Here is a 22,737-nt window from a genome sequence, read left to right as displayed (position 1 = left end):
CCGTGAGGGTGCGTCAGCCGCCGCAAAGGACGGAGCAAGATCCTTAAAAGTCGCTGGTCGACCCTACGCTAGGTGGTGTGCTGCCCACTTCCGGCGTTGTAGCGCTGCGGCACGTGAAAGGCGTTCATCACCCTACCCCACTTTCTTCAGCAGCGCATGGTCGTATTCCTGTGCCCGCAGGTTATCCCACACAGCAGCGGCGTTCGGCTTCAATGAGCGCGCCTTGCGGCGCACCAGCACCACGTTGGACGCTACCTGCGGCCGCAGTGGGCGAAGCACCGCGGCGGGTGCGATGCCGCTCGCCAGCGACCGCGACGGTACGATGCCGATGCCAAGCCCCATGGCGACCATGCCGAAGATCGCTGCGAAATGCCCCAGCAACTGCAGCGATCCTGGTCTCACGTGGTAAGTGGAAAGCGCGCCCTCCACGGCTGGCTGCACACCCGAACTGTGATCGAGCGTCAGCACCGCGGCATCGGCCAGTTCGCCCCAGCCGAGCGATTCACGTGAGGCCAGCGGGTGATCCGCTGGCAGCACCGCCTGCAGCGGATCAGCGCAAAGCGGTTCGCAATACAAGTCATCACAAGGTGCGGGATTGCTGGCAATGCCGAAGTCGACTTCGCCGCTACGGACACTCTGCAACACGCATTCATGCGAACGGTCCCGCAGTGTGATGCCGATTCCAGGCCATGCCTTACGGCACCCCGCCACCCAAATCGGCACGCTCATCGATGACAGCACAGGATCGGTCGCGATCTGCACCGTCCCTTGGCACGGCTTGCCGGTGCCATGGCTTTCGCGCAGGGTCTGTTCGACTTCCTCGATCAGATGGCAGATGCGCTGCGAGAGCGTTTCGCCGGCATCGGTCAGTTCCACCTGCCGTGTTGTGCGGTCGAACAGCCGCTGATCGATTTCTTCTTCAAGCTCGCGCACGCTGCGGCTGATGGCCGATTGCGTGAGGCCCAGTTCGGCAGCGGCGCGCGTAAAGCTTTTCTGTCGCGCCACGGCCGCAAACGCCTTCAATTGCGGAAGCGAAACATTCATGGTGCCGCTCCTTGCTGGCAGGGTCTGCCGATGTTTTTATTCGCCTTTGCCGGCCGAAAAACCAGCCAGGTACGCGGCCGTATCGCTGACAGGCTGCGCGCTGGCGTGCCCGGTGATAAAGCGCCGGCGCATCGGCTGCAACAGGAATTTGGCCGACAATCCCGCCGCCACGGTCATGAACGCCGCCACGCTGAAAACGAGGTTCCAGCCGCCCTGATGCGACAGCACCGACGCCAGCGGCACCAGTAGCGCGGCCGTTCCCTTGGCGGTGTAGAGCGTACCGGCATTGGCCGCAGCGAACTTGCTGCCGAATGTATCGGCGCACAGCGCCGGGAAAATCGAAAAGATCTCGCCCCAGAACAGGAACGTCAGCGCGGCGAAAAACATGAACCAGTAGGGGTCCTGACCCAATTCCATAAGGCCGATCAAGGACAGCCCTTCGCCAATAAAAATCACGAACATCGTGTTTTCCCGGCCGATGCGATCCGAGATGAATCCGCACAACGGACGTGTCAGGCCGTTGCACAGATTGTCGATCGACAGGGTCATCGTCAGCAGTGGCAGCGTAAATCCGAGCATGGTCACCGGCATCGTGGCAAACCCAAAATCCTTGGCGATGGGACCCAGTTGCGCGGTCGCCATGATGCCGCCGGCGGCCACCGCGACGAACGACACGTAGATCACCCAGAACACCGGCGTGCGCACCATCTGGCCCGGCGTGAACTCGACCGGGTTGGTCAGATTGGCCTTGTTCGCGCGGGCGCCCTTCGGCGGCTGCGGCCTCACCAGCAGCATCGCCATGGCAAAGATCAGTACGCCCTGCAGGATGCCGAAGGTAAGGAACGCATGTTCGTATCCCGATTTCTGGATCATGTTGGCGATGGGGATCACGGTCAGCGCCGAGCCCGCGCCGAAGCCAGCCGCCGTCAGTCCCGCCGCAAGACCGCGCTTATCCGGAAACCACTTCAACGCATTGCCCACGCAGGTGCCATACACGCCGCCGGCGCCGATACCGGCGATGACCGCGGCGGCATAGAGCATCGGCAAGGAAGTCGCGTACGAGTTCATCACCCACGCGAGGCCCGCGCAGATCGCGCCGACCGCGACCACGGGACGCGGCCCAAACTGGTCCACCAGCCAGCCTTCCAATGGCACCAGCCAGGTCTCGGTGACGATAAAAATGGAAAAGGCGACCTGAATCGCAGAGTCGCCCCAGTGATGTTTGGCATTCATCGGCGTGACGAACAGCGTCCAGCCGTACTGGAGGTTCGCCACCAGGCCCATGCACAGGACGCCGATAAAGAGCTGGAACCAGCGGTTGCGGAGCAGGCCACCATTGGAATCGCCCGCAACGGGGCCTGTCGCATCGGTGTGCGCCATGTCGTGTCTCCTTGCATTAGTGTCATTCGCGCTCTGCGGCGCGAGGTGTGGGCTGGCCTTGGGGGACGCCCGACTTTCACTACTGAATGAGCGCGCCTGACATTGCGGCACGTTGTATTCGTGAATTGATGCTACTTCAAACTTAGATCAGCACGGCATAAAGTTTTTTATTATGATCATTGACGATCCTTTATAGATTGCAGGAACTCGTGCAATGAAAAATGCCACGCTGCGCCAGCTGAAAGTGTTCGAAACGGTGGCCCGTCACTTGAGCTTTTCACGCGCTGCCGAGGAGCTGCATCTCACCCAACCCGCTGTTTCCACACAGGTTCGGCAGTTGGAGCATCACGTGGGTCTGCCCCTGTTCGAGCAGCTTGGCAAACGCATCTACCTCACGCCGGCCGGCACGGAGATGCTCCACTACAGCCGCAGCATCATTCAGCAATTTCGTGAAGCCGAAGATGCGATGGCCCAGCTTAAGGGTATTTCCGGAGGCCGTTTGAATGTCGCGGTGATCAGTGCGGGCGACTATTTCTTTCCGCGCCTGCTTGCGGAATTCATGAATCGCCATGATGCGGTGACTTTAAATCTTGCAGTGCACAATCGCGAAGAATTATTACATCAGCTGGCGGGAAATCTGACTGATCTGGCGGTCATGGTGCGCCCGCCCGAGGGCATTGACACCATCGCGGAGTCGTTTGCGCCGCACCCTTATGTCATCGTGGCAGCACCCAATCACCCGCTGGTCGGGCAGCGCAACATTCCGTTGGCCGGCCTTGCAGAAGAAGCGTTCGTTTCGCGCGAGAAGGGATCGGACACCTGGAACTCGATGCAGGAAGGTTTCGCAGGCCGGCTGTCGAACTTGCGCATCGCGATGGAAATCAAGAGCACCGAGACCATCAAGCAAGCCGTCATCGCCAACATGGGCATCGCCTTTCTGTCCGCGCATACCGTGGGGCTGGAGTTGCAGACGGGCAAGCTGGCTGTGCTCGATATCGAAGGTTTTCCGGTTATGCTGAATTGGTACGTGGTCCATCGCAAGAACAAGCGGCTGCCGCCGGTGGCGCTCGCGTTCAAGCATTTCCTGATGGAAGAAGGTCACACGCTGATCCAGCAGATTACCGGCGTAGAAGGCCTGATCCGGCCGCGCCTGGCAAGTCATTCCATCCATAAGCAATGACTTATGATTTTTAGCTGAAACTTTAATTATCGTAAATCGTTCTCGCCGCCTAAGCTGCACACATACCACGGCTCACCATGAGTGCAACTTCAGGAGACGATCATGAACCACGTCCAGTCCGACGCGCCTGCCTTCACCGCAACCTCCCCGGCCAGCACCGACACGCAACGCCATGATCGTGAAGTCCATCTGGCAGCCTACAACGCCGCGTTCGCCGAGCTTGGGCTGCGCTTTCGCTGGGACATGCCGATGTTCGATTGGCTGTGCGGCATCGAATGCGAAAAGACCCGCGTCACGCGCTATATCGAGGAATATCACGCGCATCTGCTCCATGCCTATGATGCGCCGTTCCTCAGCCAGCTCATCTTCGACAAGAAGAACGAGTACATGAAAGCCAAGGACGGCATGGGCATGAACTGACAGCAAACTACGCGATGTGCCGGCCGGCGACCCGGCGGTACTGAAAGCGCCACGATCAAAAAGGGCCCGCACGGGCCCTTGCTGCTTTTCCTCTCGTCGTTCATCCCTTGACGTGGTTCACCAGCGCGCCGATGCCGTCGATCGACACCTCGACCACGGCGCCGTCCTTCATCGATCCCACGCCCAACGACGTCCCGACCGCGATCACATCGCCTGGCATCAGCGTGAGATCCTGCGAGATCCGGCTGACCTGTTCTTCGGGCGAAAAGATCATGTCCGACAGCGGATAATTCTGCCGCTCCGCGCCATCGAGCCGCGTCACCACGCTGGCGCTGCGCCAGTCGAAATGCGTGACGATGGCCGGACCCAGGCAGCCGAACGTGTCATAGCCCTTCGCACGCGTCCATTGCGGAAAGTTGGGGTCCTCCGCGATGAGCTCCGCAGCGGTAACATCGTTCACCACCGTATAGCCGAAGATGCATGACGCCGCCTCGGACACGCTGACGTTGCGGCATTTCCTGCCAATGACGATGCCAAGCTCGCCCTCGTAGACGATCTTGCCGCGATAGCTGGGAGGCCGCACGATGGCGTCGCCCGGCCCCGCCAGCGAAGTGGCGGGCTTCATCAGAAACAGCGGATGCAGCGGCGCCGGCTTTTCCAGCTTTCGCGCCAGCGCATGAAAGTTGTTCCACAGCGCAACGATCTTTCCGGGCTCGCAGGGCGCAAGCAGCTGCAGCTCGGCACGCGGCAGCACCGCGCCCGTAGGCATCGGGTCCGCATAGGGTGGACCGTCGAAAACGATCACGCGATCGCCTTCCACGCGACCGAAACTGACACCGCCGCGAGGACTGCGGAATCGAATCCAGACTTGCTGCATGGGCTCTCCTTGTACGCTTGTGCGAAAACAAAAGCCCTCAACGGATAGCTGTTCCGTTGAGGGCCGACTACCGATCCGTCATGCCAGCGCGGCTGCGCGCATCAGATCTTGCCCGCCCCCCTCGCCCACTTGTACTTCGCACCCAGCACGGCCACCGGGATTTCCGTCGAGTAGGCATAGGCAGGCACGCCATGCTCGTACAGATACTCGGCGGCCTCTTCGACCTGTACGTCGCCGGCAAGCGACGCGACGATTGGCTTCTCGATGCCCCGTGCGGCCATTTCCTCCTTCACTTCGATCACCAGCTTCGCAAACACCATCGGCGGCGTGATGATGGTGTGCCAGTAGCCAAGGATAATCGCGTGGATGCGCGGATCCTCGAGGCCGAGCTTGATCGTGTTCTTGTAGGTCGAGGGCGGCTCGCCGCCGGTGATGTCCACCGGATTGCCCGCGGCCCCGAACGGGGGAATGAACTTGCGGAATGCGGCGTCCAGATCGTCAGGCATGGTCATCAGCGACAAGCCGTTGTCGACACAGGCGTCGGACAGCAGCACGCCAGAGCCGCCCGCACCGGTGATGATCACGACGTTTTCGCCCTTAGGCGTCGGCAGCTTCGGAATGCCCCGCGCGAATTCCAGCAGATCTCGCAGCGACCTGGCGCGGATCACTCCTGCCTGCTTGAATACGTCCTCGTAGATCTTGTCGTTGCCTGCCAGCGCGCCGGTGTGCGAACTGGCAGCGCGCGCGCCCAGGCTGGTGCGTCCCGCCTTGAGCACCACCACCGGCTTCTTCTTCGATACGCGCCGCGCCACCTCGGCGAACGAGCGGCCGTCTTTCAGATCCTCGCAATGCTGCGCAATGATCTCGGTGTTGTCGTCCTGCTCGAAGAACGTGAGCAGATCGTCCTCGTCGATATCGGACTTGTTGCCCAGCCCGACGATTGCGGACACGCCCATCTTCGCCGAGCGTGAAAAGCCGATGATGGCCATGCCGATGCCGCCCGACTGGGACGACAGCGCGGCCTTGCCCTTCACGTCGTAAGGTGTGCAGAACGTGGCGCACAGGTTCTTCGGCGTGTAATAGAAGCCGTAGATGTTGGGGCCCATCAGGCGGATATTGTGCTTGCGCGCAATGGCGACGATTTCGTCCTGGCCTTCGACGTTGCCGGTTTCCGCAAAGCCCGACGGAATCAGTACGGCGCCCGGGATGCCCTTCTTGCCGACCTCCTCCAACGCCTGCGCGACAAATTTGGCCGGGATGGCAAACACCGCCACATCGACATCGCCGGGCACGTCCAGTACGCTCTTGTAAGCCGTCATGCCCATGATCTCTTCGGCCTTGGGGTGGATCGGGTAGATCTTTCCCTGGTAGCCGCTGTTGATCAGATTCTTCATCACCGAGTTGCCGATCTTGCCGTCTTCGGCCGACGCACCGATCACCGCCACCGTATCGGGCTTCATGATGCGGTTCATCTGGCGGACGATTTCATCCTGGCTGGGCCGATATTTTTCGGGCTGCGGTGAATAATCGACCACGATGCGCACGTCTGCCGCGATGGCGCCATCCTTGCTGGCGAACACCGGATTCAGGTCCAGCTCCGAGATCTCGGGAAAGTCGCTGACCAGTTCCGATACACGTTGGATCATGCCGGCCAGCGCCTCGCGATTGGCGGGGTCGGCGCCGCGCACGCCCTTGAGCACTTCGGCGGCCGCAATGCCATCGAGCATGGACAGCGCATCGTCGTAGGTGGCCGGCGCCATGCGGAAGGTGATGTCCTTGAGCACTTCCACCAGCACGCCGCCCAGCCCAAACGCCACCAGCTTGCCGAACGACGGATCGGTCACGGCGCCGATGATTTCCGCATTGGCGTTGTAGCGCTTGGCGTTATCGACGATCGTCCGATAGCCCTGCTCCACCTCGGCGGCCGATTTCAATCCGACCAGCACGCCGCCGGCTTCGGTCTTGTGCAGGATGTCCGGCGACACGATCTTGAGCACCACCGGAAAGCCCATCTTGGTTGCCAGTTCCACGGCGCCCGTGGGCGATTTGGCCACCCCTTCTCCCGGCACCGTGATGCCATAGGCGTCGCAAACCAGCTTGCCTTCGGGCGCGGTCAACGCATTGCGCCCTTCCTCCTTGACGGTCGCAAGAATCTTGCGTACCGCATCCTTGTTATGTGCCATGTCAGGTCTCCATCTGTTCCGGCGAGATTCCGGCTTGCGTATCGTTAGGCATGCAACGGGGCAGCCGCCCCGCGTGGAAACGCGGGCGGCATGCAGACTTCACGGGAGAAACTTCTGGAAAAAGGCCGGCGCTACACCGCCCCGGCGGCCTTCAATGCGGCAATCTGCGCCGGCGTACGGCCCAGCCATTCGAGCACTTCATCGGTGTGCTCGCCCAACAGCGGCGAGCGTTCGACCTGCACCGGCGACGCCGACAGAGAAATCGGGCAACCCAGCTGCACATACTTGCCGCGTTCCGGATGGTCCAGTTCGACCAGGTAGCCGCGCTCGTACAGCGAGCCATCCTCGATCAGGTCTTTCATCGAGAGAATCGGACCGCACGGCACATCGACCTCGTTCAACGCATCCATCACCTCGAACTTGGTCTTGGTCTTGGTCCACTTCTCGACGATGCCAAAGCACTCGCTCAGGCACTTCAGACGGGCCTCGGGCGTGGCGAACTGCGGATGGGTGATCAGATCCTCGCGCCCGCAGAGTCGCATCAGCGGCTCCCAGCCTTGCGGCTGGATGATCACGTAGACGTAGTCGTTGGCGCCGCCCGGAGCGCAGCGCAATGCCGCCCCCGGCTGGCCGCCGCCCGACGCGTTGCCGGCGCGCGGCACATAGTCGTGGAATTCGGCGTTCGGGTATTCCTTCAGCGGTCCCGCGGCCAGACGCTGCTGGTCGCGCAGCTTCACGCGGCACAGGTTCAGCACCGAATCCTGCATCGCCACTTCCACACGCTGTCCACGTCCCGTGTGTTCGCGATGCAGCAGCGCGGCCAGAATGCCGACCACGCAATGCACGCCGGTGCCGGAATCGCCGATCTGCGCGCCGGTTACGGTCGGCACGCCGTCCTCGCTGCCGGTGGTGCTGGCCGAACCGCCCATGCACTGCGCGACGTTTTCATAGGCCTTGCAATCGGCGTACGGACCCGGGCCGAAGCCCTTGATCGATGCGTAGATCAAGCGCGGATTCAGCGACTGCAGGCGATCCCAGTCGAAGCCCGCGCGATCGAGCACTCCCGGTCCGAAATTCTCGACCAGCACGTCGCAGCGCTGCACCAGGTCTTCGAGCAGCGCCTTGCCTTCGGGCGTCTTCATATTGAGCGTCAGGCTGCGCTTGTTCGAGTTCAGCATCGTGAAGTAGAGGCTGTCCGCGTTTGGCACATCGCGCAGCTGGCTGCGCGTGATATCGCCGCGCCCGGGCAGTTCCACCTTGATCACATCGGCGCCCAGCCAGGCCATCAGCTGTGTCGCCGACGGGCCGGCCTGCACATGGGTCATGTCCAGAATGCGGACCCCTTCCAGAGCCTTGTTGTTCATGGCGTTGTCTCCTTGAGTATTCTCGTGAAGGCAATGTCTGTGCAGACGGCCTTATTTGTACATGGTCTGGTTCTTGGTGCCCGGCGCGTATTCGCGCGGATCGACCCAGATATTGATCACGGCCGATTTGCCGGTCTTGGCGATCGACTCGCGCCCACGCTGCAGTGCGCTGGCGATCTGGCCCGGATCGCGCACTTCCTCGCCGTATCCGCCCAGCATCTCGGCGAACTTCGAGAACGGTACGTCCGACAGCAGATTCCCGACATTGCCGCGCTCGTCGCCATACTTGGCCAACTGGCCGTAGCGGATCTGGTTCATCGCGGAGTTATTGCCGATCACGGCCAGATACGGCACGCCAAAGCGATTGGCGGTTTCCATATCGAACGCGGTCATGCCGAACGAGCCGTCGCCGTAGTAGCACAGCACTTCCTTGCCCGGATTGGCCAAGCCCGCCGCGATGGCAAACCCGGTGCCGACGCCCAACGAGCCCAGCGCGCCCGGATCCATCCACTGGCCAGGATTGCGCGGGCGAACGGCCTGAGCGGAGATGGTCACCACGTCGCCGCCGTCGCCGATATAGATCGTGTTGTCGGCCAGGAACTCGTTGAGTTCATAGGCCACGCGATACGGGTGGATTGGGGTGTTCTCAGACTTGAACAGCGGCATCAGCTTTTCCGTTGCCACCGCCTCGGCTTCCATCAACTGACCCATCCACTTCTTTCGCGCCTGGCGCTTGTCGTTCTTGATGCGCCCGCTCGCCGCCTGCAGCACCGCGCCCAGGATTGCGCCGGGATCGCCCACCAGGCCCAGATCGATCTCGCGATTCTTGCCAACGGTGCGGTAATCCATGTCGATCTGCACCAGCGTGATCTCCTTGCTGATGCGCTTGCCGTAGCCCATGCGGAAATCGAACGGCGTACCGACAATGATCAGCACATCGGCATTGGCGAATGCCTGCGAGCGCGTGCGGTCGAAATGATGCGGATCGCCCGGCGGCAAGAGGCCGCGCGCCGCGCCGTTGAAGTAGCCCGGAATATCTAGGCCGCGCAGCAGCGCGATGGCTTCTTCATGGCCGCGTGCGGTCCACACCTGCTGCCCGTAAAGGATGGCAGGACGCTCTGCGTTGACCAGGATGTCGGCCAGCTTCTCGATATCGTGCGGATCGCCCACCGACCTGGTCGACGCGCGATAGTGACCCGGGCGCGGGATGACCGCGCGCGACAGATCGACCTCGCGATCAAGCACGTCACGCGGAATTTCCAGGTAGGCCGGGCCAGGCGCGCCGTTGAAGCATTCGCGCGCAGCCATCGAGATCATGTCGGCCACACGCTCAGTGCTGGGAATGCTGGCGGAAAACTTGGTGATCGGCGCCATCATGTCCACATGCGGCAGATCCTGCAGCGAGCCCATCTTGTGCTGGCTCAGCGCGCCCTGGCCGCCGATATGGATGATCGGGCTTTCCGAACGGAATGCCGTCGCCACGCCGGTGACCGCATTGGTGCAGCCCGGGCCGGCGGTCGTCACAACACAGCCAAGCTTGCCGGTCTGGCGCGCGTAGCCGTCTGCGGCATGCGCGGCCACCTGCTCGTGTCGCACGTCGATGATGCGAATGCCCTCATCCACGCAGCCGTCATAGATATCGATGATGTGGCCGCCGCACAGCGTAAAGATCGTATCGACGCCCTCGTTCTTCAGCGCTCGCGCCACCAAGTGGCCGCCTGATACGACACCCGCTTCGCGGGACTTTTGCTTCAGCGTGTCTTCGGCCGTGGTCGAGTCGGGCCGGGTGGATACGACAGCGGACATGTCTTGGTCTCCTCATTGGACTTGGGAATCGCCGATCGTTACGCATTGGAAAGCGGTCGATCTTGATGACATACGGTATGTGATATACCACCAAACAACAAGGAGAAAATGCAGCGCGGTTCCGACTTTCCATGACGCAGCGCGGCAATCGGTTCTGGGGATATCGCGTTAACCCGCACGATATAAGGGAGTGCGATCAATGTGAGGGCATTGATGCGAAACCGTTTTAGGTCGCTCGGTGCCGCTTTTCCTCATCTCCCCTATCGCGATTTCGCTTGATTTTCTTGTTGATATATTACATACCATATTCCACGTCATGGAGAATCGAACAGGCGGGCCCCGACCTGCGGCACGTGACGCCAACAAGCGAGGAGACACGTGAACATTCACGAATATCAGGCAAAGGAATTGCTCAGGCGCTACGACGTGGCCGTCCCGCACGGCTGCGTGGCGTTTACTCCTGACGAAGCCGCGCATGCAGCGCGCAAGCTCGGTGGGCCAGTGTGGGTGGTGAAATCGCAGATCCACGCCGGCGGGCGCGGCGCCGGACGGTTTGTCGGCGATGCTTCCGGCAAAGGCGGCGTGCGCGTGGTCAAGTCGATCGACGATGTCCGCGCCAACGCGGCGCAGATGCTCGGCAAGACGCTGGTGACCAAGCAGACCGGGCCCGCCGGCCGCGAAGTGCGCCGACTCTATATCGAGGAAGGTTGCGACATCGCCCGCGAGCTGTATCTGGGGATGCTGATCGATCGCGCCACATCGCGCATCACGATCATGGCTTCCACCGAAGGCGGCATGGAAATCGAGGAAGTGGCCGCGCAAACGCCCGAGAAAATCCTCAAGGTGGCGATCGACCCTGCCAGCGGCATCCAGCCGTTCCACGCGCGGCGCCTGGCCTTCGGTCTGGGGCTGTCCGGCAAGCAGGTTGGCGCGGCGACGCGCTTCATTCTGTCCGCGTATCGCGCGTTCACCGAACTCGATGCATCGATCGTCGAGATCAATCCGCTCGTGGTGACGGGCAGCGGAGACGTCATCGCGCTCGACGCCAAGTTCAATTTCGACGACAACGCCCTGTTCCGCCATCCCGACATCGACGCGATGCGCGACGAAAGCGAGGAAGACCCGGCGGAATCCGAAGCCGCCCGGCATGCGCTGAACTACGTGCGCCTGGACGGCAATATCGGCTGCATGGTGAACGGTGCGGGCCTTGCCATGGCAACCATGGACATCATCAAGCTCTACGGCGGCGAACCGGCCAACTTTCTCGATGTGGGCGGCGGCGCCACCAAGGAACGCGTGACCGCCGCGTTCCGCCTGATCCTTGCCGACCCCAAGGTCGAAGGCATCCTGGTGAACATTTTCGGCGGCATCATGCGCTGCGACGTGATCGCCGAAGGCGTGGTCGCCGCGGCGCGCGAGGTGGATCTCACGGTGCCGCTGGTCGTGCGGCTGGAAGGCACCAATGTCGACCTCGGCAAGAAGATCCTGCGCGATTCCGGCTTGCCGATCTTGTCGGCCAACCATCTGGCCGATGCGGCCGAAAAAGTCGTGGCCGCCGTGCGCGCCGTGCAATCGAAAGGAGGCAAGTGACATGGCCGTTCTGATCCACCGCGACACACGCGTGATCTGCCAGGGATTCACCGGCGCGCAGGGCACCTTCCATTCCGAACAGGCACTCGCTTACGGCACGAAAATGGTGGGTGGCGTCACCCCCGGCAAAGGCGGCGAATCGCATCTGGGCCTGCCGGTATTCGACACCGTTGCCGCGGCTGCCCGGGCGACCGGCGCGGATGCGTCGGTCATCTACGTACCGCCGCCCTTCGCCGCCGATGCGATCCTGGAAGCCGTCGATGCCGGCATTGGGCTGATCGTCTGCATTACCGAGGGCATCCCCGTGCTCGACATGGTGCGCGTCAAACGCGCGCTGTCGGGCTCGTCGAGCCGGCTGGTGGGACCTAATTGTCCCGGTGTGATCACGCCGGGACAGTGCAAGATCGGCATCATGCCGGGCCATATCCATACGCCGGGCAAGATCGGCGTGGTTTCGCGCTCGGGAACGCTGACCTACGAGGCTGTGGCGCAAACCACGGCGGCGGGCCTTGGACAATCAACCTGCATCGGCATTGGCGGCGACCCCGTCAATGGCACCGATTTCATCGATTGCCTGGAAATGTTCCTGGCCGACGATCAAACCGAAGGCATCATCATGATTGGCGAGATCGGCGGCTCGGCCGAGGAAGACGCCGCGCAGTTTCTGCGCGACGCCCGCACGCACAAACCGGTGGTCGGGTTCATTGCCGGCACCACTGCGCCGCCGGGACGACGCATGGGTCATGCGGGCGCCATTATTTCGGGCGGCGCGGGCACCGCGGAAGCGAAGATCGAGGCCATGCGCGCCGCGGGTATCCACGTTGCCGCGTCACCCGCGGAGCTGGGGCAGACCATGGCGGCGGCAATGCGCTAAGCACTGTGGCGGCGGACAAAGGAAAGGCGCGGAGTGTCCGCGCCTTTTTTACTTCGCATCGCCAAGCGTCCGATTGATCGGACGATGATTCGGCAATGGGCAACGAAAGACCTCGCGCCGCTTTGGCGATCGACGTTCAGTCGAGGAAATCGCAGTTTTTTTCCACGTACTCGGCCAGATCCAGCGAGTGCTGGCGCACCAGACGTTCGGCCAGTTCCGTGTCGCGATTTTCCAGCGCTTCGATGATGCGCAGATGGTCAACGATCGAACGCGCCGCGCGGTCGCTTTGCGAGATGGTCATCTTCCGGATCGCGCGAACATGGACAAAAATATTCTTGATCTGGTCCATGATGATCTGCGACTTCGACAACTGCACGATGGCCTGATGGAAGGCGATATTGGCATCCGAGTACTCCTCGATATGCTCGGCGGGCGTGGCGTCGCGGAAACTGTCGAACATATGCCGCAGGCGACCGATCTCCTCATCGGACGCATGCTGCGTGGCCAAGCGCGCGGCCATGCTTTCCAGCGCAGCCCAGACCTGAATCATCTCGACGATTTCGCGCTTGGTCTTGCGCGTGATGTAGATGCCGCGACGCGGCACCGTGCGCAGAAATCCTTCCTGCTCCAGCAGGGTCATCGCCTCGCGGATCGGCGTTCGGCTGACGCCCAGCGCTTCGGACAGCACGCGTTCATCGAGCCGGACTTCCTCGCGCGACTGATAGATATCGGCATCGGCAATCGCCTGGCGCAGCATCGCGTAGGCCTGGTCGCGCAGGCTGGCGCCGGCGTTAATCGGTTGCAGCGAAAGGGACAAACCGCCTTGCGGCGCGGCCTGGGGCTGGATTTCGGGTTGGCTTTGGGCAGACATGAATGCACTCGTCAATGGCCGGCGCCCCGAACGCCAAGCTGGCGTCCGGCGGCACACACCCTTTTATGAACGTCATTGCGTTAAGTTTGGCATGGCGCCATGCGAATTGCTCATCAATCTGGCGCCATGCCGCGCGCTTGCCATCATAAAGGGACGCGTCCGGCCTTTCGTATATGGTATATCACTATGACCAGACTGCCGAAGACTGCCATCACACGGGCCGCTGCTTTCACGCCGCCCGCGCCACCTTGGCGTCGGGCGCGCGTTCGGCCACTGCCGTCTGCGCCATGCGGTCCCGCTGCTTGATCAGTCCGAGCACGGCGTCGATCATCGGCGTCGGCTGCCCAGTCATGCGGCCCATTTCCTGCACCACGGTCAGCAGCGGATCGATTTCCATCGCCCTGCCCGCTTCCAGGTCCTGCAGCATCGACGTCTTGTGCGCCCCCACCGAGCCGGCCCCATCGATGCGGCGTTCCACGTCGACGCGAAAGTGCACGCCGAATCGTTCGGCAATCGCCTTCGCCTCCAGCATCATCTGCCTGGACAGCGCGCGCGTGGCGGGATCGGACGTGATGACATCGAGCGTGGCATGCGTCAGCGCGCTGATCGGATTGAAGCAGAGATTGCCCCACAGCTTGAGCCAGATTTCATCGCGGATGTTGTCGCGTACCGGCGCATCCATATCGGCCTTGACCATCCATTCCGAAAGGCGCACGACGCGTTCGGAGCGGCTGCCGTCCGGCTCTCCGATCGGAAACTTCTTGCCATATACGTGCTTGATCACGCCGGGCGCCACGATTTCGGCGGCCGGGTAAAGCACGCAGCCGATGGCGCGATCCGGGCCCAGGCCCCGCCATTGCGTGCCACCGGGATCAACGCTTTCCAGCGTGCGGCCGGCAAACTCGCCGCCGTGCTCGTGGAAATACCAATAGGGAATGCCGTTGACGCCGGTGACCACCGCGGTGTCCGGTCCTAGCAAAGCTTGCATGGAGCCAACTACGCCCGGCACCTGATGGGCCTTGAGCGTAATGAATACGTAGTCCTGCGGACCGAGTTCGCGCGGATCGTTGGTACAGCGCACCTTGGCCACACGCTCCTCGCCTTCGATCTGCAGTCGGACGCCGTTGGCCTGCATGGCCGCAAGATGGGGGCCGCGTGCGATGAAACTGACATCGGCGCCGGCCAGCGCCAACTGTGCGCCCATATAACCGCCGATCGCGCCGGCACCGTAGATACAAATCTTCATGGGGTTGTCTCCTCGATGGTTTTTGATACGGATATATTGGTATATCACATACTATATTTCACTCTCACGGTTCCACAACCCACTTATTGCAGCGGGTCGCCTTTTTGGTGCTGTATTGGCTTCGTGGGTGCCGTGCTGTGCGCTACCATGTCTCCCGTCGTCCGCTTGTCGTCGCCACGTGGGCCCTCTTCGGCCCCCATCCACGAACGTTTCGGAGCCTGGAGTCCGCATGCAAACGCTGCTTGAACTGGCGCGCGATCCGGCCGCCTGGGCCGCACTGGCCACTTTGGTCGCCATGGAGATCGTGCTCGGCATCGACAACCTGATCTTCATTTCGATTCTGACCAACAAGCTGCCCGAAGAGACGCGCGAGAAAGCACGCCGCATCGGCATCGGCCTGGCGCTGATCCTGCGTCTGGGCCTGCTGGCGACGATCGCGATCATCGTGGCCCTGACCGAACCGGTCTTCACGGTGTTCGGCAAGGGCTTTTCGTGGCGCGACATGATCCTGATCGCTGGCGGCGTGTTTCTGGTCTGGAAGGCCACGCGCGAGATCCATCAGCACGTGGCGCCGGAACCGGAACACGAGGGCGCCGCGCTGGCGCGCGCCGTGCCGGGCTTTGCCGCCGCAATCGGCCAGATCCTGGTGCTGGACCTGGTGTTCTCGATCGACAGCATCATCACCGCCGTCGGCATGACCGATCACGTGCCGATCATGTTCGTCGCCGTGATCGCCGCCGTGACCGTGATGCTGGTAGCAGCCGGCCCTCTGGCCAATTTCATCAACAAAAATCCCACCATCGTCATGCTGGCGCTGGCGTTCCTGATCATGATCGGCATGACACTGATCGCCGACGGGCTCGGCCACCATGTGCCCAAGGGTTACATCTACACGGCCATGGCGTTTTCGACGGCAGTGGAAGGGTTGAACATGCTGGCGCGGCGGCGACGCGCAAAGGCCCGGGACAGCACATCGTCGACCTAGCACACTAGTGAGGCGGATGCGCGACGCGGTATGATGGCTGTCCTGCTGTCATCCCTACATCACGTTTTCATGCTTCCCACGGACCTCGCCGGCACCGACGGTGATCAGAGTGCCTCCCTGCCACGTTCGGAACGGGCCTATCAACAGTTGCGCGCGGCGATTCAGGCCGGCCAGCTGCCGCCGGGCACGCGCCTGCGTGAAGTCGAACTGGCGGAATCGCTCGGCTTGTCCCGTACGCCGGTTCGCGAGGCACTGTCGCGCCTGGAGTCCGAAGGCCTGGTCGTCAACGAGCCAAATCGCGGCATGATGGTGACCCGGCTGGACGCGAGCATGGTCAGCGAGTTGTACGTGATGCGTGAGGTGCTGGAATCCACCGCCGCGGCGCTGGCGGCGCGCCATGCAACCGACGTGGAAATCTCGCTGCTGCGCGATATTGTCGAGCGCGACCTCTCTTTTGCCGATGATCCCGACCGGCTGGCAATGAACAACCGGCTGTTCCACGAGACGCTGCATCGCTGCGCGCACAATCGATATCTGTTGAAAACGCTGCGCTCGCTGCACGAATCGATGGCGTTGCTTGGCCGCTCGACGCTGGCGGTACCGGGTCGCGCGCGCGGATCGTACGAGGAACACATGTCGCTGGTCGAAGCATTGGAAGCCCGCAATCCGGAACAGGCGGAACAGATCGCGCGTCGCCATATCCAGCAGGCGTACAAAGTGCGGTTGTCGCTGTGGATCGAGGAACAGTCGGGCATGTAAGCGGACGCAAACACGGCCGCCCCGCGCCGATATGCACGACAAATAGCCCCGTCATTCGGGGCTATTGTTTTATGGGGCCGAAAAGTGTGTTCCGCTGGCGCCCTTTTTTGCAATGACGATAACCGCTATCGTGCTTGGCAGGACCGGGGCTCTCTCTCCCCTTGGTCTCACGTCACCCTCCGTGGCGGTTTTTTCATGATTGGCGCTGGCGCGAACGGCAAATTGTTCGTCCGCACATTCCGTCGGCGCGGGGCGCGGCAGATTGCCGCGCCTGGTTTTTTTCGACTTTGCGTGCCAAACCGAGGTCCATCATGACAAACAAGCCCGTCAAGATTCCCGGCAACGACCATCCCATTTCGATCGCCCCACAGCCTGGCCGCGTGGTGGTCACGGCAGGCGGCCGCGTCATTGCCGACAGCCGACGTGCGCTGACACTGAAGGAAGCGTCGTATCCGCCCGTGCAGTACATCCCGCGGGCTGACGTCGATATGACACAGTTGTCCCGCACCACCCACAGCAGCTACTGTCCGTACAAGGGCGACGCCGCCTATTTCAGCATCTCCGCTGCCGGCGCGCGCGCCGACAATGCAGTCTGGACTTACGAACACCCGCACGACGCGGTGGCCGAAATCGCCGGTTTCGTCGCGTTCTACCCGGATCGCGTGGACGGCATCGAAATCCGCGAATAACGGGCAACGCAAGACAGCCCAAAAAGGCCACGCAAAAAAACCGGCCGCCGCACACCTGGATTCGGTGTGCGGCGGCCGGTTTTTCAATGCTTGCGGGCGCAAGTGGAGCCGCCCGTTTTTGTCTGCCTGGGCCGATCAGCCGTTGGCGTAGACCACCTTGGCCTTGCGCGCTTCGTTCTGCAGACGGGTGAAAACGTTCTGCACGGCGGCGATGACGCGCTTCACATCGTTAGCAAAACCCAGGCTTTGCGTGCCCAGTTCGCGCTCGATCAGGTCGCGTTCGAGTTGATCGGTCAGCTTGATATCGGATTGGGTGTTCATGGCGTCCTTCCTTTCAGGGATAACCCTTATGGGGTTTTCCCGAATTGTAGCAGACGCTTTGTCGCATTGCAGCATTAGGTAATAGTGCGTATGCAATCGCGCAACAGCGGGCGTGAGAAGCCACGTACCAAGCGCTCTTCAATGCGAGACGGATCGTTAGCTACTATTTGTGCATCTTGATGCACTTAAAATCGCTGCTGTATTTGAATTCATTGCGATTACTTGCGCATTGCCGCCGTGGTTCCGGCTAGAGCCAGCCGCTCCCTTCCCACAAAGATCCTTTCCGGCATCCGCAGATTGCGCAGCTCCAGCGCTTCCAGCGGCCCGCGCCCAACGGCCGCGCGCATCTGGTAGCGGATCGGATATCGCATGTCAGCCGGTGCGGCAAGCTGGGCTGCGCGCGGCAGCAGGTTTTCTGGATGCTCCGGACGATCTACCGCGTCTGCCGACTCATTGCCGTTCTTGCCTTGGCCTGCACCTAAAGTGTCGGGCGCGGCCTGGAATGTGAGCTGGACCGTCGCGCTATCCACAGGCGTCACCCGCGCATGCTCCAGCATGCGGATCCAGGCCCAGACACCTTCGGTCTCAAAGCTTTTGTTCGTGCTGGCGGTCTCGGACTGCCATTGCAGCAGCGTGCGCGGCGCTTGCAGGTTGTTTGCCGGCCATGTCATGGACTGCCAGGTTTCGCGCTGGTTGTAGTAGTGCAGCGTCTGGTTATCGATCGTCAGCACGGTGTCGGTCAGGCCCGGCGTCGGAATCGGCTTGAGTTCGAAGCGGTACTGGGGGTCGCCTAGCACCAGCAGATGGGCGCCCACGCGCTGCAATGTGTTGATGAACTGAAGGAAAGCCGGGTCGAAGGCCAGCCCGTGCGCGCCGCTGCCGACGGGCACCCATTGGTCGCCCTGCAACACCAGCACGCCGGCCAGTTCGGCCATCAGAAAGGCATTGATCAGACCGCTCTGCGGACGGATATGGCGCGCCAGTTCGGGCAGCGATGCGTCATTGGCCGTGTCGGCGAAGGGATAGCGGCTGGCAAATGCACGGTTCCACGGCAGTGCGATGGACTGCCGCCACGCCTCGTTGAGGCTGGCCTGCGCCGGTTGCAGGACGGATTGCAGTGCCTGGGCGATCGGGTGCACGAACAGCGTGTCGCCCATGCCGGCCCATTCGGCGCCGAGGCTCGCTGCCATGAGCTGGCCATAGGCTTGCGTGTCGGCAAGATCCGATCCTTTACCCTGGAACAGCGACTGGGCCATCTGCCGCGCCTGCATGTCGGCGTCCGCACTGTTGGTCAACTGCTGCAGGCGCAGACGCACTGCGGTGATCCGGTCGAGATAGCGCTGCAAGCTCAGGTCGCTGCTGCCAGTGCTACCACTACTCCCACCACCCTGCCCGGCCTGCCCGACCAGCCGCAGCACCGGACCAAACGCTGCCGCGAGCGGGCCGGCCGGATCGGGCCTAATGGCTGCGGGGGCCTCGTCCTTCCGACCCAGAATCCCCTGCGCCTTGGCCACCAGGGTGTCCGACAGAGAATCCTTGTGCGCGCCGGCGCCCCCCTGATACGCGAGCGACTTCATGAGCGCGATGACCGGCGACTGGCGCGCGTCGGCCATCAGCTTGAGTTGATCGACGACACCGGGCAGCGTCGCGGCCGGCTCCCACTGCATCCCGTTCAAGAACTGCTGCCAGTGCTCGGCGTAGTCGGCAAAATACCGCTCGGTCAGCGCCTTGCGGAAATCTGTTGCCGATGCGCTCGACGTCTGCTGGGCCGGCTGCGGCTTGCCATCGGTGATCACCCAGTCATTTGCCACGTCCTGGCGCTTGGCGGCCTTCTCGATGGCGGCCTCTACGTAGCCCTCATAGGCCTGTCGGGTAAAGACACCCGGCACGGTCGCCGAAGCGCGCAGCAGGCCACGCGAGTCCGTACCGGCCGTCAGCGATGCCAGCGTCTGATCGGCATACTTGGTGCCGGCGCCATCGAGGACGTTCTGGTAGACCGTATCGACAGCATTGCGCTCGCCGATAACGGCCAGCAGCGTCTGACGCGCGCCGGCCACCAGATCAGGGCGGGGCTCGATACGCCAGTCGGAATGGGCCTTGAGGTGTTCGGCGTAGAACTTCCCGAATCGCTCGGCCAGGTCCTGCTTCTGGCCCGGGGTGATCCTGGCATCGGTGGACCAGTGCGCTGCCAATTTCTGCGATAGGAACGCAGGCTCCACCCGCTCCGGGTGCGCCAGCATCAGGTAAGCCTTGAGCGTGTCGCGGCCATCCAGCGCCCACTTGGCGGTCTCTTCGCTCAATCCATCCGTCCGCAATTGCGAAAGATCGACCAACGTGGATTCGAGGTTTTGCGCCACGGGCGTCACCAGGATGTCCTGGCTGGCCTTGGCGTACGGCTTCCACAGCGCGGCCAGCACCTCCGTGTCACGGTTCAGCCCAAACCGCGTGAAGAGCGGCGCGTGATGCTGGACGCGGTACTCGTAGCGCAGGATCTGCTGCTGGAGGGTGTCGAGGGCTTTGAGGCGCGCGGCGGTGGTGGGCGCTGACTGAATGTTGTGGACTGCTTGATGGGCGGATTGGAGGTCGTGCTCATTGCGCAGGCCTGAGATGAGCATGGCGGCAGTCCATAGCCCGATCGCTAGCAGCGCAAGCCAGACACCGATCGTCAGCGGATGCCAGGCGGTGTGGCGGCCGGGGTGGCGGCGCGCAGCGTCGGCCAGGTATTGCCAGATCGGCAAATCGGTGTCGGCGTCCTGGCTTCCCTCGAGCCCGAACGCCGGAGCAAAACCGACTCCGCGAACCAGCAGTTGCCCGCGGGCAGCACCTGCGAGTCCAGCCAGCCACTCCGCCAACGCCTTGCTCCGGTCGTCCAACCGTTGGGAGAGCTTACCGAGATAGCGTTCTTGGCCAGTCTGCGGCAATTGCGCCAGACTGCGGCGCGATAGTTCACAACGCTGGTTTTGCAGCGCTGCCTCGACAGACCTGGCGTTGGCATGCCCCGGCATACCGCAAAAGACTACAGGGGCGTCTCCGATGGATGACGCGCTGGTCGGTCCAACTTCCAGCGCATAAATGGGGGCGGACCAGCGCAAGATCTCGGCGATGCGCGCCAGGCGAATGCCAGGTGCGTCGGTGCCCCGCCGCTGTGTCGGCAGGTCCTTGTCGCCATCCGTCACGAGCACGACCGCGTCAATTGGTCGACGGCGACGTAGTTTGCATACGTGCTTGAGCCACGCGGCGTCGGGTTGGCCGTCGGCACCCGATCGGCCCCACAACAACACGGCACCGTTGCTGACCGACCACCCTTGTTCCCTCAGATTTGGAAGTAGTCGGCCAATTGCAGCGTTGTCGCCGTTTAGCATCAACCAAGGCAATTTGTGGCGCCAGCGCCAACCGAAATCGGCCCGCAGTACGGCGCGCAGATTGCTCAAGCCTTCCAGCTCGGCGGCTTGCGCGGACATTGCCGCAAAAACAGCCTTGTCCTTAGCCTCGGGCGGCTCCAGGCCCTGCTCCTTGGAGGCATCCTGCATGGCGAGCCGTGTTTGTCGCCGCCCGGGGAGTTCAACGACAAGCAAAGCCGTGACGATAAGCATCACGGCACCCAATTGCAGGCCGTACTGGGCAAACCAGTTCTGCAGATCTTGCAAGCTCACTGTCCAAAAGACAAAGGCAATCAGAGCCCCCAAGGCGCCAATCAAGACCAGCCAGCGACCCAACACGTAATTTTTCAATTTATGCTTCCTTGCCCGATTCATGCGCTGGTGTTCCAGTCACCACGCACAGCTGGATCGTCTCGTTAGCCCTCTCTTTCCAGGCAACCAAATGCGAGCCGGCCGCTTCGGTTGCTGCTTCTAGTGCCGTGCCAAGTGCGATCCAGCCGCTGACTGGCCCCGGCAAGCCGATCATATGGTCTAGCTGACGATCGACTCGCTGATCCGGCGCAAGCTGGTGAAGCGTTGACGTGATGACGGCGGTTTCCTCACCGCACCCTGAAAACCAGAGATGCGTGAGCCGGTTGCCTTCGAGTTGCACGGCAACGAGTTGCGCGAGGTCCTCGTTCAACATATCGCTGCCTGTGATCATGGGACGAAGAATGGAGCCGGCCTCCGGCGCAACCTGTCTCACCGGCTTTGTGGCATGCGCAGAAGGCTCGATAAGGATCCCCACGGCACCCTCGCTGAAGTTGCCAGGCGCATCGCCCGCATCCCATAGCTGTATGGCCACCATCAGGCGGGCGATACCATCAATGGTGTCAACCTGCTCAGTGATCCATTCCGCGCAATCAGCCGCCTTCGCGGCCTCCACACTGACATCAATCCCTGGCATCGCACTGGTGAACACCTTTGCTGCATCGGCCGTTCCCAAATCCACTGCCGTGCTATCAAAAGTATCGAGAAGAAGCACGACATGGACTGCCGACAACCCCTCGAGCGCAGGCCGGAATCGATCCGCGATGAGACAAAGGATGCGCATAAAACGCGATTCATCCGTATCGGGCTTCAGCCATGCAAAGCCCACCGCTCGCTGCAGATTCACAGGCAGTTCAGTACCCATTCTGCCCAGCTCGATTGCGCTCTCCTTCACCGGTAAAAATGTCGCGACGTGCCGTATGACGAGGTGCCGACGCGACCACGTACTCCAAAGCGATTTGATACGCGCGTGTTCACGCTCCACCTCCTCGGCCAAGAGTTGCTCGCGCTGCCATGGAATTAATTTCCAGCCGAGTACAAGGCAGGCCACGATAATCGGCACCCCGACCAGTTCTCCCCAGAAAAGCATGTCTTGCGTCGCTTTGCCTGCAGGCCAGAATCTGAGCACCAGCGCTGCCGATGCTGCCGCGAACGTAAGCGAAACGGGAAGCCAGACACGCAACGGGAATGGCTCGGGGCGCTTGATTGCGCATAGCTTCGGAACTGGCCAGGACATTCAGTGGATCGGTGAGTGCATGGAATCGCCGGCCGGTCAGGCATCGACGTCGTAGGAGATCAATTGCCAGCCGACATCCGATATGCGCTGGCGCTTGCCAAGTAACCGGTCAAGACCGGGGATCGGTCGCGGGTCTTCATAAACCAGCGGCGGCATCACGTCGCCTTCCTTGAAGTACCGCGTCGCATCCGGCTTGATGCGGGCCACATGCGGTACGCACCA

The 22,737-nt window shown here is 62.1% G+C and carries 18 protein-coding genes and 1 pseudogene; 7 read left to right on the top strand and 12 right to left on the bottom strand.

Annotation, left to right across the window (positions count from 1 at the left end):
* Window positions 1-132 precede the first annotated feature (132 nt).
* On the bottom strand, window positions 133-1,044 hold the full coding sequence (locus F7R19_RS21005; protein WP_150981866.1) for a LysR family transcriptional regulator: 912 nt from the start codon (window positions 1,042-1,044) through the stop codon (window positions 133-135).
* A 36-nt stretch (window positions 1,045-1,080) separates the two neighbouring features.
* Window positions 1,081-2,424, bottom strand: a complete 1,344-nt coding sequence (gene oxlT, locus F7R19_RS21000; RefSeq protein ID WP_061955869.1) for an oxalate/formate MFS antiporter — start codon at window positions 2,422-2,424, stop codon at window positions 1,081-1,083.
* A gap of 214 nt (window positions 2,425-2,638) precedes the next feature.
* On the opposite strand from oxlT, the gene F7R19_RS20995 reads away from it, so the two are divergent.
* Entirely contained in the window at window positions 2,639-3,604 is a 966-nt protein-coding gene (locus F7R19_RS20995) for a LysR family transcriptional regulator (RefSeq protein WP_061955871.1), read from the top strand.
* Between the two features lie 102 nt (window positions 3,605-3,706).
* Window positions 3,707-4,024 (top strand): HAD family hydrolase, encoded by a 318-nt coding sequence (locus tag F7R19_RS20990; protein WP_061955873.1) that lies wholly within the window; start codon window positions 3,707-3,709, stop codon window positions 4,022-4,024.
* A gap of 100 nt (window positions 4,025-4,124) precedes the next feature.
* On the opposite strand, the gene F7R19_RS20985 is transcribed toward F7R19_RS20990, so the two are convergent.
* The 4 genes from F7R19_RS20985 to F7R19_RS20970 all read right to left on the bottom strand — a co-directional run bounded on the left by F7R19_RS20985 (window position 4,125) and on the right by F7R19_RS20970 (window position 10,254).
* Window positions 4,125-4,901, bottom strand: coding sequence for a fumarylacetoacetate hydrolase family protein (locus F7R19_RS20985; RefSeq protein WP_061955875.1), 777 nt, complete (start codon window positions 4,899-4,901; stop codon window positions 4,125-4,127).
* A 101-nt stretch (window positions 4,902-5,002) separates the two neighbouring features.
* Entirely contained in the window at window positions 5,003-7,084 is a 2,082-nt protein-coding gene (locus tag F7R19_RS20980) for an acetate--CoA ligase family protein (protein WP_150981865.1), read from the bottom strand.
* A gap of 131 nt (window positions 7,085-7,215) precedes the next feature.
* The gene (frc, locus tag F7R19_RS20975; protein ID WP_061955879.1) at window positions 7,216-8,448 is read right to left on the bottom strand and encodes a formyl-CoA transferase; all 1,233 of its coding nucleotides are present in this window, start codon (window positions 8,446-8,448) and stop codon (window positions 7,216-7,218) included.
* Window positions 8,449-8,499: 51 nt separating this feature from the next.
* Entirely contained in the window at window positions 8,500-10,254 is a 1,755-nt protein-coding gene (locus F7R19_RS20970; RefSeq protein ID WP_150981864.1) for a thiamine pyrophosphate-binding protein, read from the bottom strand.
* A 378-nt stretch (window positions 10,255-10,632) separates the two neighbouring features.
* On the opposite strand from F7R19_RS20970, the gene sucC reads away from it, so the two are divergent.
* Together sucC and sucD are read left to right on the top strand one after the other, a co-directional pair.
* Window positions 10,633-11,844, top strand: a complete 1,212-nt coding sequence (gene sucC / locus F7R19_RS20965) for an ADP-forming succinate--CoA ligase subunit beta (protein ID WP_150981863.1) — start codon at window positions 10,633-10,635, stop codon at window positions 11,842-11,844.
* Window position 11,845: 1 nt separating this feature from the next.
* Complete coding sequence (sucD, locus tag F7R19_RS20960) at window positions 11,846-12,718, top strand: succinate--CoA ligase subunit alpha (RefSeq protein ID WP_061955885.1); 873 nt, start codon at window positions 11,846-11,848, stop codon at window positions 12,716-12,718.
* A 136-nt stretch (window positions 12,719-12,854) separates the two neighbouring features.
* Here sucD and F7R19_RS20955 read toward each other — a convergent pair whose 3' ends face one another.
* Window positions 12,855-13,589 (bottom strand): GntR family transcriptional regulator, encoded by a 735-nt coding sequence (locus tag F7R19_RS20955; RefSeq protein WP_061955887.1) that lies wholly within the window; start codon window positions 13,587-13,589, stop codon window positions 12,855-12,857.
* Window positions 13,590-13,818: 229 nt separating this feature from the next.
* A complete protein-coding gene (locus F7R19_RS20950; protein ID WP_150981862.1) occupies window positions 13,819-14,835 on the bottom strand; it encodes a 2-dehydropantoate 2-reductase in 1,017 nt (338 codons plus the stop codon).
* 229 nt (window positions 14,836-15,064) lie between these two features.
* Between F7R19_RS20950 and F7R19_RS20945 the strand changes: the two genes are divergently transcribed.
* The 3 genes from F7R19_RS20945 (at window position 15,065) to F7R19_RS20935 (ending at window position 17,268) form a co-directional block, all read left to right on the top strand.
* On the top strand, window positions 15,065-15,820 hold the full coding sequence (locus tag F7R19_RS20945) for a TerC family protein (protein ID WP_061955891.1): 756 nt from the start codon (window positions 15,065-15,067) through the stop codon (window positions 15,818-15,820).
* A 69-nt stretch (window positions 15,821-15,889) separates the two neighbouring features.
* Window positions 15,890-16,579 carry a GntR family transcriptional regulator gene (locus F7R19_RS20940; RefSeq protein ID WP_061955893.1) on the top strand — a complete coding sequence of 230 codons (690 nt, stop codon included), beginning with the start codon at window positions 15,890-15,892 and terminating at the stop codon, window positions 16,577-16,579.
* 311 nt (window positions 16,580-16,890) lie between these two features.
* Entirely contained in the window at window positions 16,891-17,268 is a 378-nt protein-coding gene (locus tag F7R19_RS20935; RefSeq protein ID WP_061955895.1) for a DUF427 domain-containing protein, read from the top strand.
* Between the two features lie 135 nt (window positions 17,269-17,403).
* Here the strand turns inward: F7R19_RS20935 and F7R19_RS20930 are convergent, their stop codons facing one another.
* From F7R19_RS20930 to F7R19_RS29835, 4 genes and pseudogenes are all read right to left on the bottom strand, one after another.
* Window positions 17,404-17,589, bottom strand: coding sequence for a hypothetical protein (locus F7R19_RS20930; protein WP_061955897.1), 186 nt, complete (start codon window positions 17,587-17,589; stop codon window positions 17,404-17,406).
* 218 nt (window positions 17,590-17,807) lie between these two features.
* Window positions 17,808-21,320, bottom strand: a complete 3,513-nt coding sequence (locus F7R19_RS20925; RefSeq protein ID WP_223506087.1) for an ImcF-related family protein — start codon at window positions 21,318-21,320, stop codon at window positions 17,808-17,810.
* A 1-nt stretch (window position 21,321) separates the two neighbouring features.
* A complete protein-coding gene (locus F7R19_RS20920) occupies window positions 21,322-22,515 on the bottom strand; it encodes a hypothetical protein (protein WP_150981861.1) in 1,194 nt (397 codons plus the stop codon).
* Window positions 22,516-22,551: 36 nt separating this feature from the next.
* Window positions 22,552-22,737: pseudogene (locus tag F7R19_RS29835) on the bottom strand (SEL1-like repeat protein); the annotation flags it as partial.

Source organism: Cupriavidus pauculus (assembly GCF_008801835.1).
In the GTDB taxonomy this organism is placed as follows: Bacteria; Pseudomonadota; Gammaproteobacteria; order Burkholderiales; family Burkholderiaceae; genus Cupriavidus; species Cupriavidus pauculus.
The sequence above is the reverse complement of the archived record's forward strand: the minus strand, read 5'-3'. Positions and strand labels throughout refer to the sequence as shown.

What these genes read in the sequence shown, in the direction of transcription:
- F7R19_RS21005 (WP_150981866.1), bottom strand. Translation starts at nt 1,044, where the DNA reads ATGAATGTTTCGCTTCCGCAATTGAAGGCGTTTGCGGCCGTGGCGCGA.
- frc (WP_061955879.1), bottom strand. Translation starts at nt 8,448, where the DNA reads ATGAACAACAAGGCTCTGGAAGGGGTCCGCATTCTGGACATGACCCAT.
- F7R19_RS20985 (WP_061955875.1), bottom strand. Translation starts at nt 4,901, where the DNA reads ATGCAGCAAGTCTGGATTCGATTCCGCAGTCCTCGCGGCGGTGTCAGT.
- F7R19_RS20970 (WP_150981864.1), bottom strand. Translation starts at nt 10,254, where the DNA reads ATGTCCGCTGTCGTATCCACCCGGCCCGACTCGACCACGGCCGAAGAC.
- F7R19_RS20955 (WP_061955887.1), bottom strand. Translation starts at nt 13,589, where the DNA reads ATGTCTGCCCAAAGCCAACCCGAAATCCAGCCCCAGGCCGCGCCGCAA.
- F7R19_RS20950 (WP_150981862.1), bottom strand. Translation starts at nt 14,835, where the DNA reads ATGAAGATTTGTATCTACGGTGCCGGCGCGATCGGCGGTTATATGGGC.
- F7R19_RS20920 (WP_150981861.1), bottom strand. Translation starts at nt 22,515, where the DNA reads ATGTCCTGGCCAGTTCCGAAGCTATGCGCAATCAAGCGCCCCGAGCCA.
- F7R19_RS20990 (WP_061955873.1), top strand. Translation starts at nt 3,707, where the DNA reads ATGAACCACGTCCAGTCCGACGCGCCTGCCTTCACCGCAACCTCCCCG.
- F7R19_RS20980 (WP_150981865.1), bottom strand. Translation starts at nt 7,084, where the DNA reads ATGGCACATAACAAGGATGCGGTACGCAAGATTCTTGCGACCGTCAAG.
- F7R19_RS20930 (WP_061955897.1), bottom strand. Translation starts at nt 17,589, where the DNA reads ATGAACACCCAATCCGATATCAAGCTGACCGATCAACTCGAACGCGAC.
- F7R19_RS20935 (WP_061955895.1), top strand. Translation starts at nt 16,891, where the DNA reads ATGACAAACAAGCCCGTCAAGATTCCCGGCAACGACCATCCCATTTCG.
- F7R19_RS20945 (WP_061955891.1), top strand. Translation starts at nt 15,065, where the DNA reads ATGCAAACGCTGCTTGAACTGGCGCGCGATCCGGCCGCCTGGGCCGCA.
- F7R19_RS20995 (WP_061955871.1), top strand. Translation starts at nt 2,639, where the DNA reads ATGAAAAATGCCACGCTGCGCCAGCTGAAAGTGTTCGAAACGGTGGCC.
- sucD (WP_061955885.1), top strand. Translation starts at nt 11,846, where the DNA reads ATGGCCGTTCTGATCCACCGCGACACACGCGTGATCTGCCAGGGATTC.
- F7R19_RS20940 (WP_061955893.1), top strand. Translation starts at nt 15,890, where the DNA reads ATGCTTCCCACGGACCTCGCCGGCACCGACGGTGATCAGAGTGCCTCC.
- oxlT (WP_061955869.1), bottom strand. Translation starts at nt 2,424, where the DNA reads ATGGCGCACACCGATGCGACAGGCCCCGTTGCGGGCGATTCCAATGGT.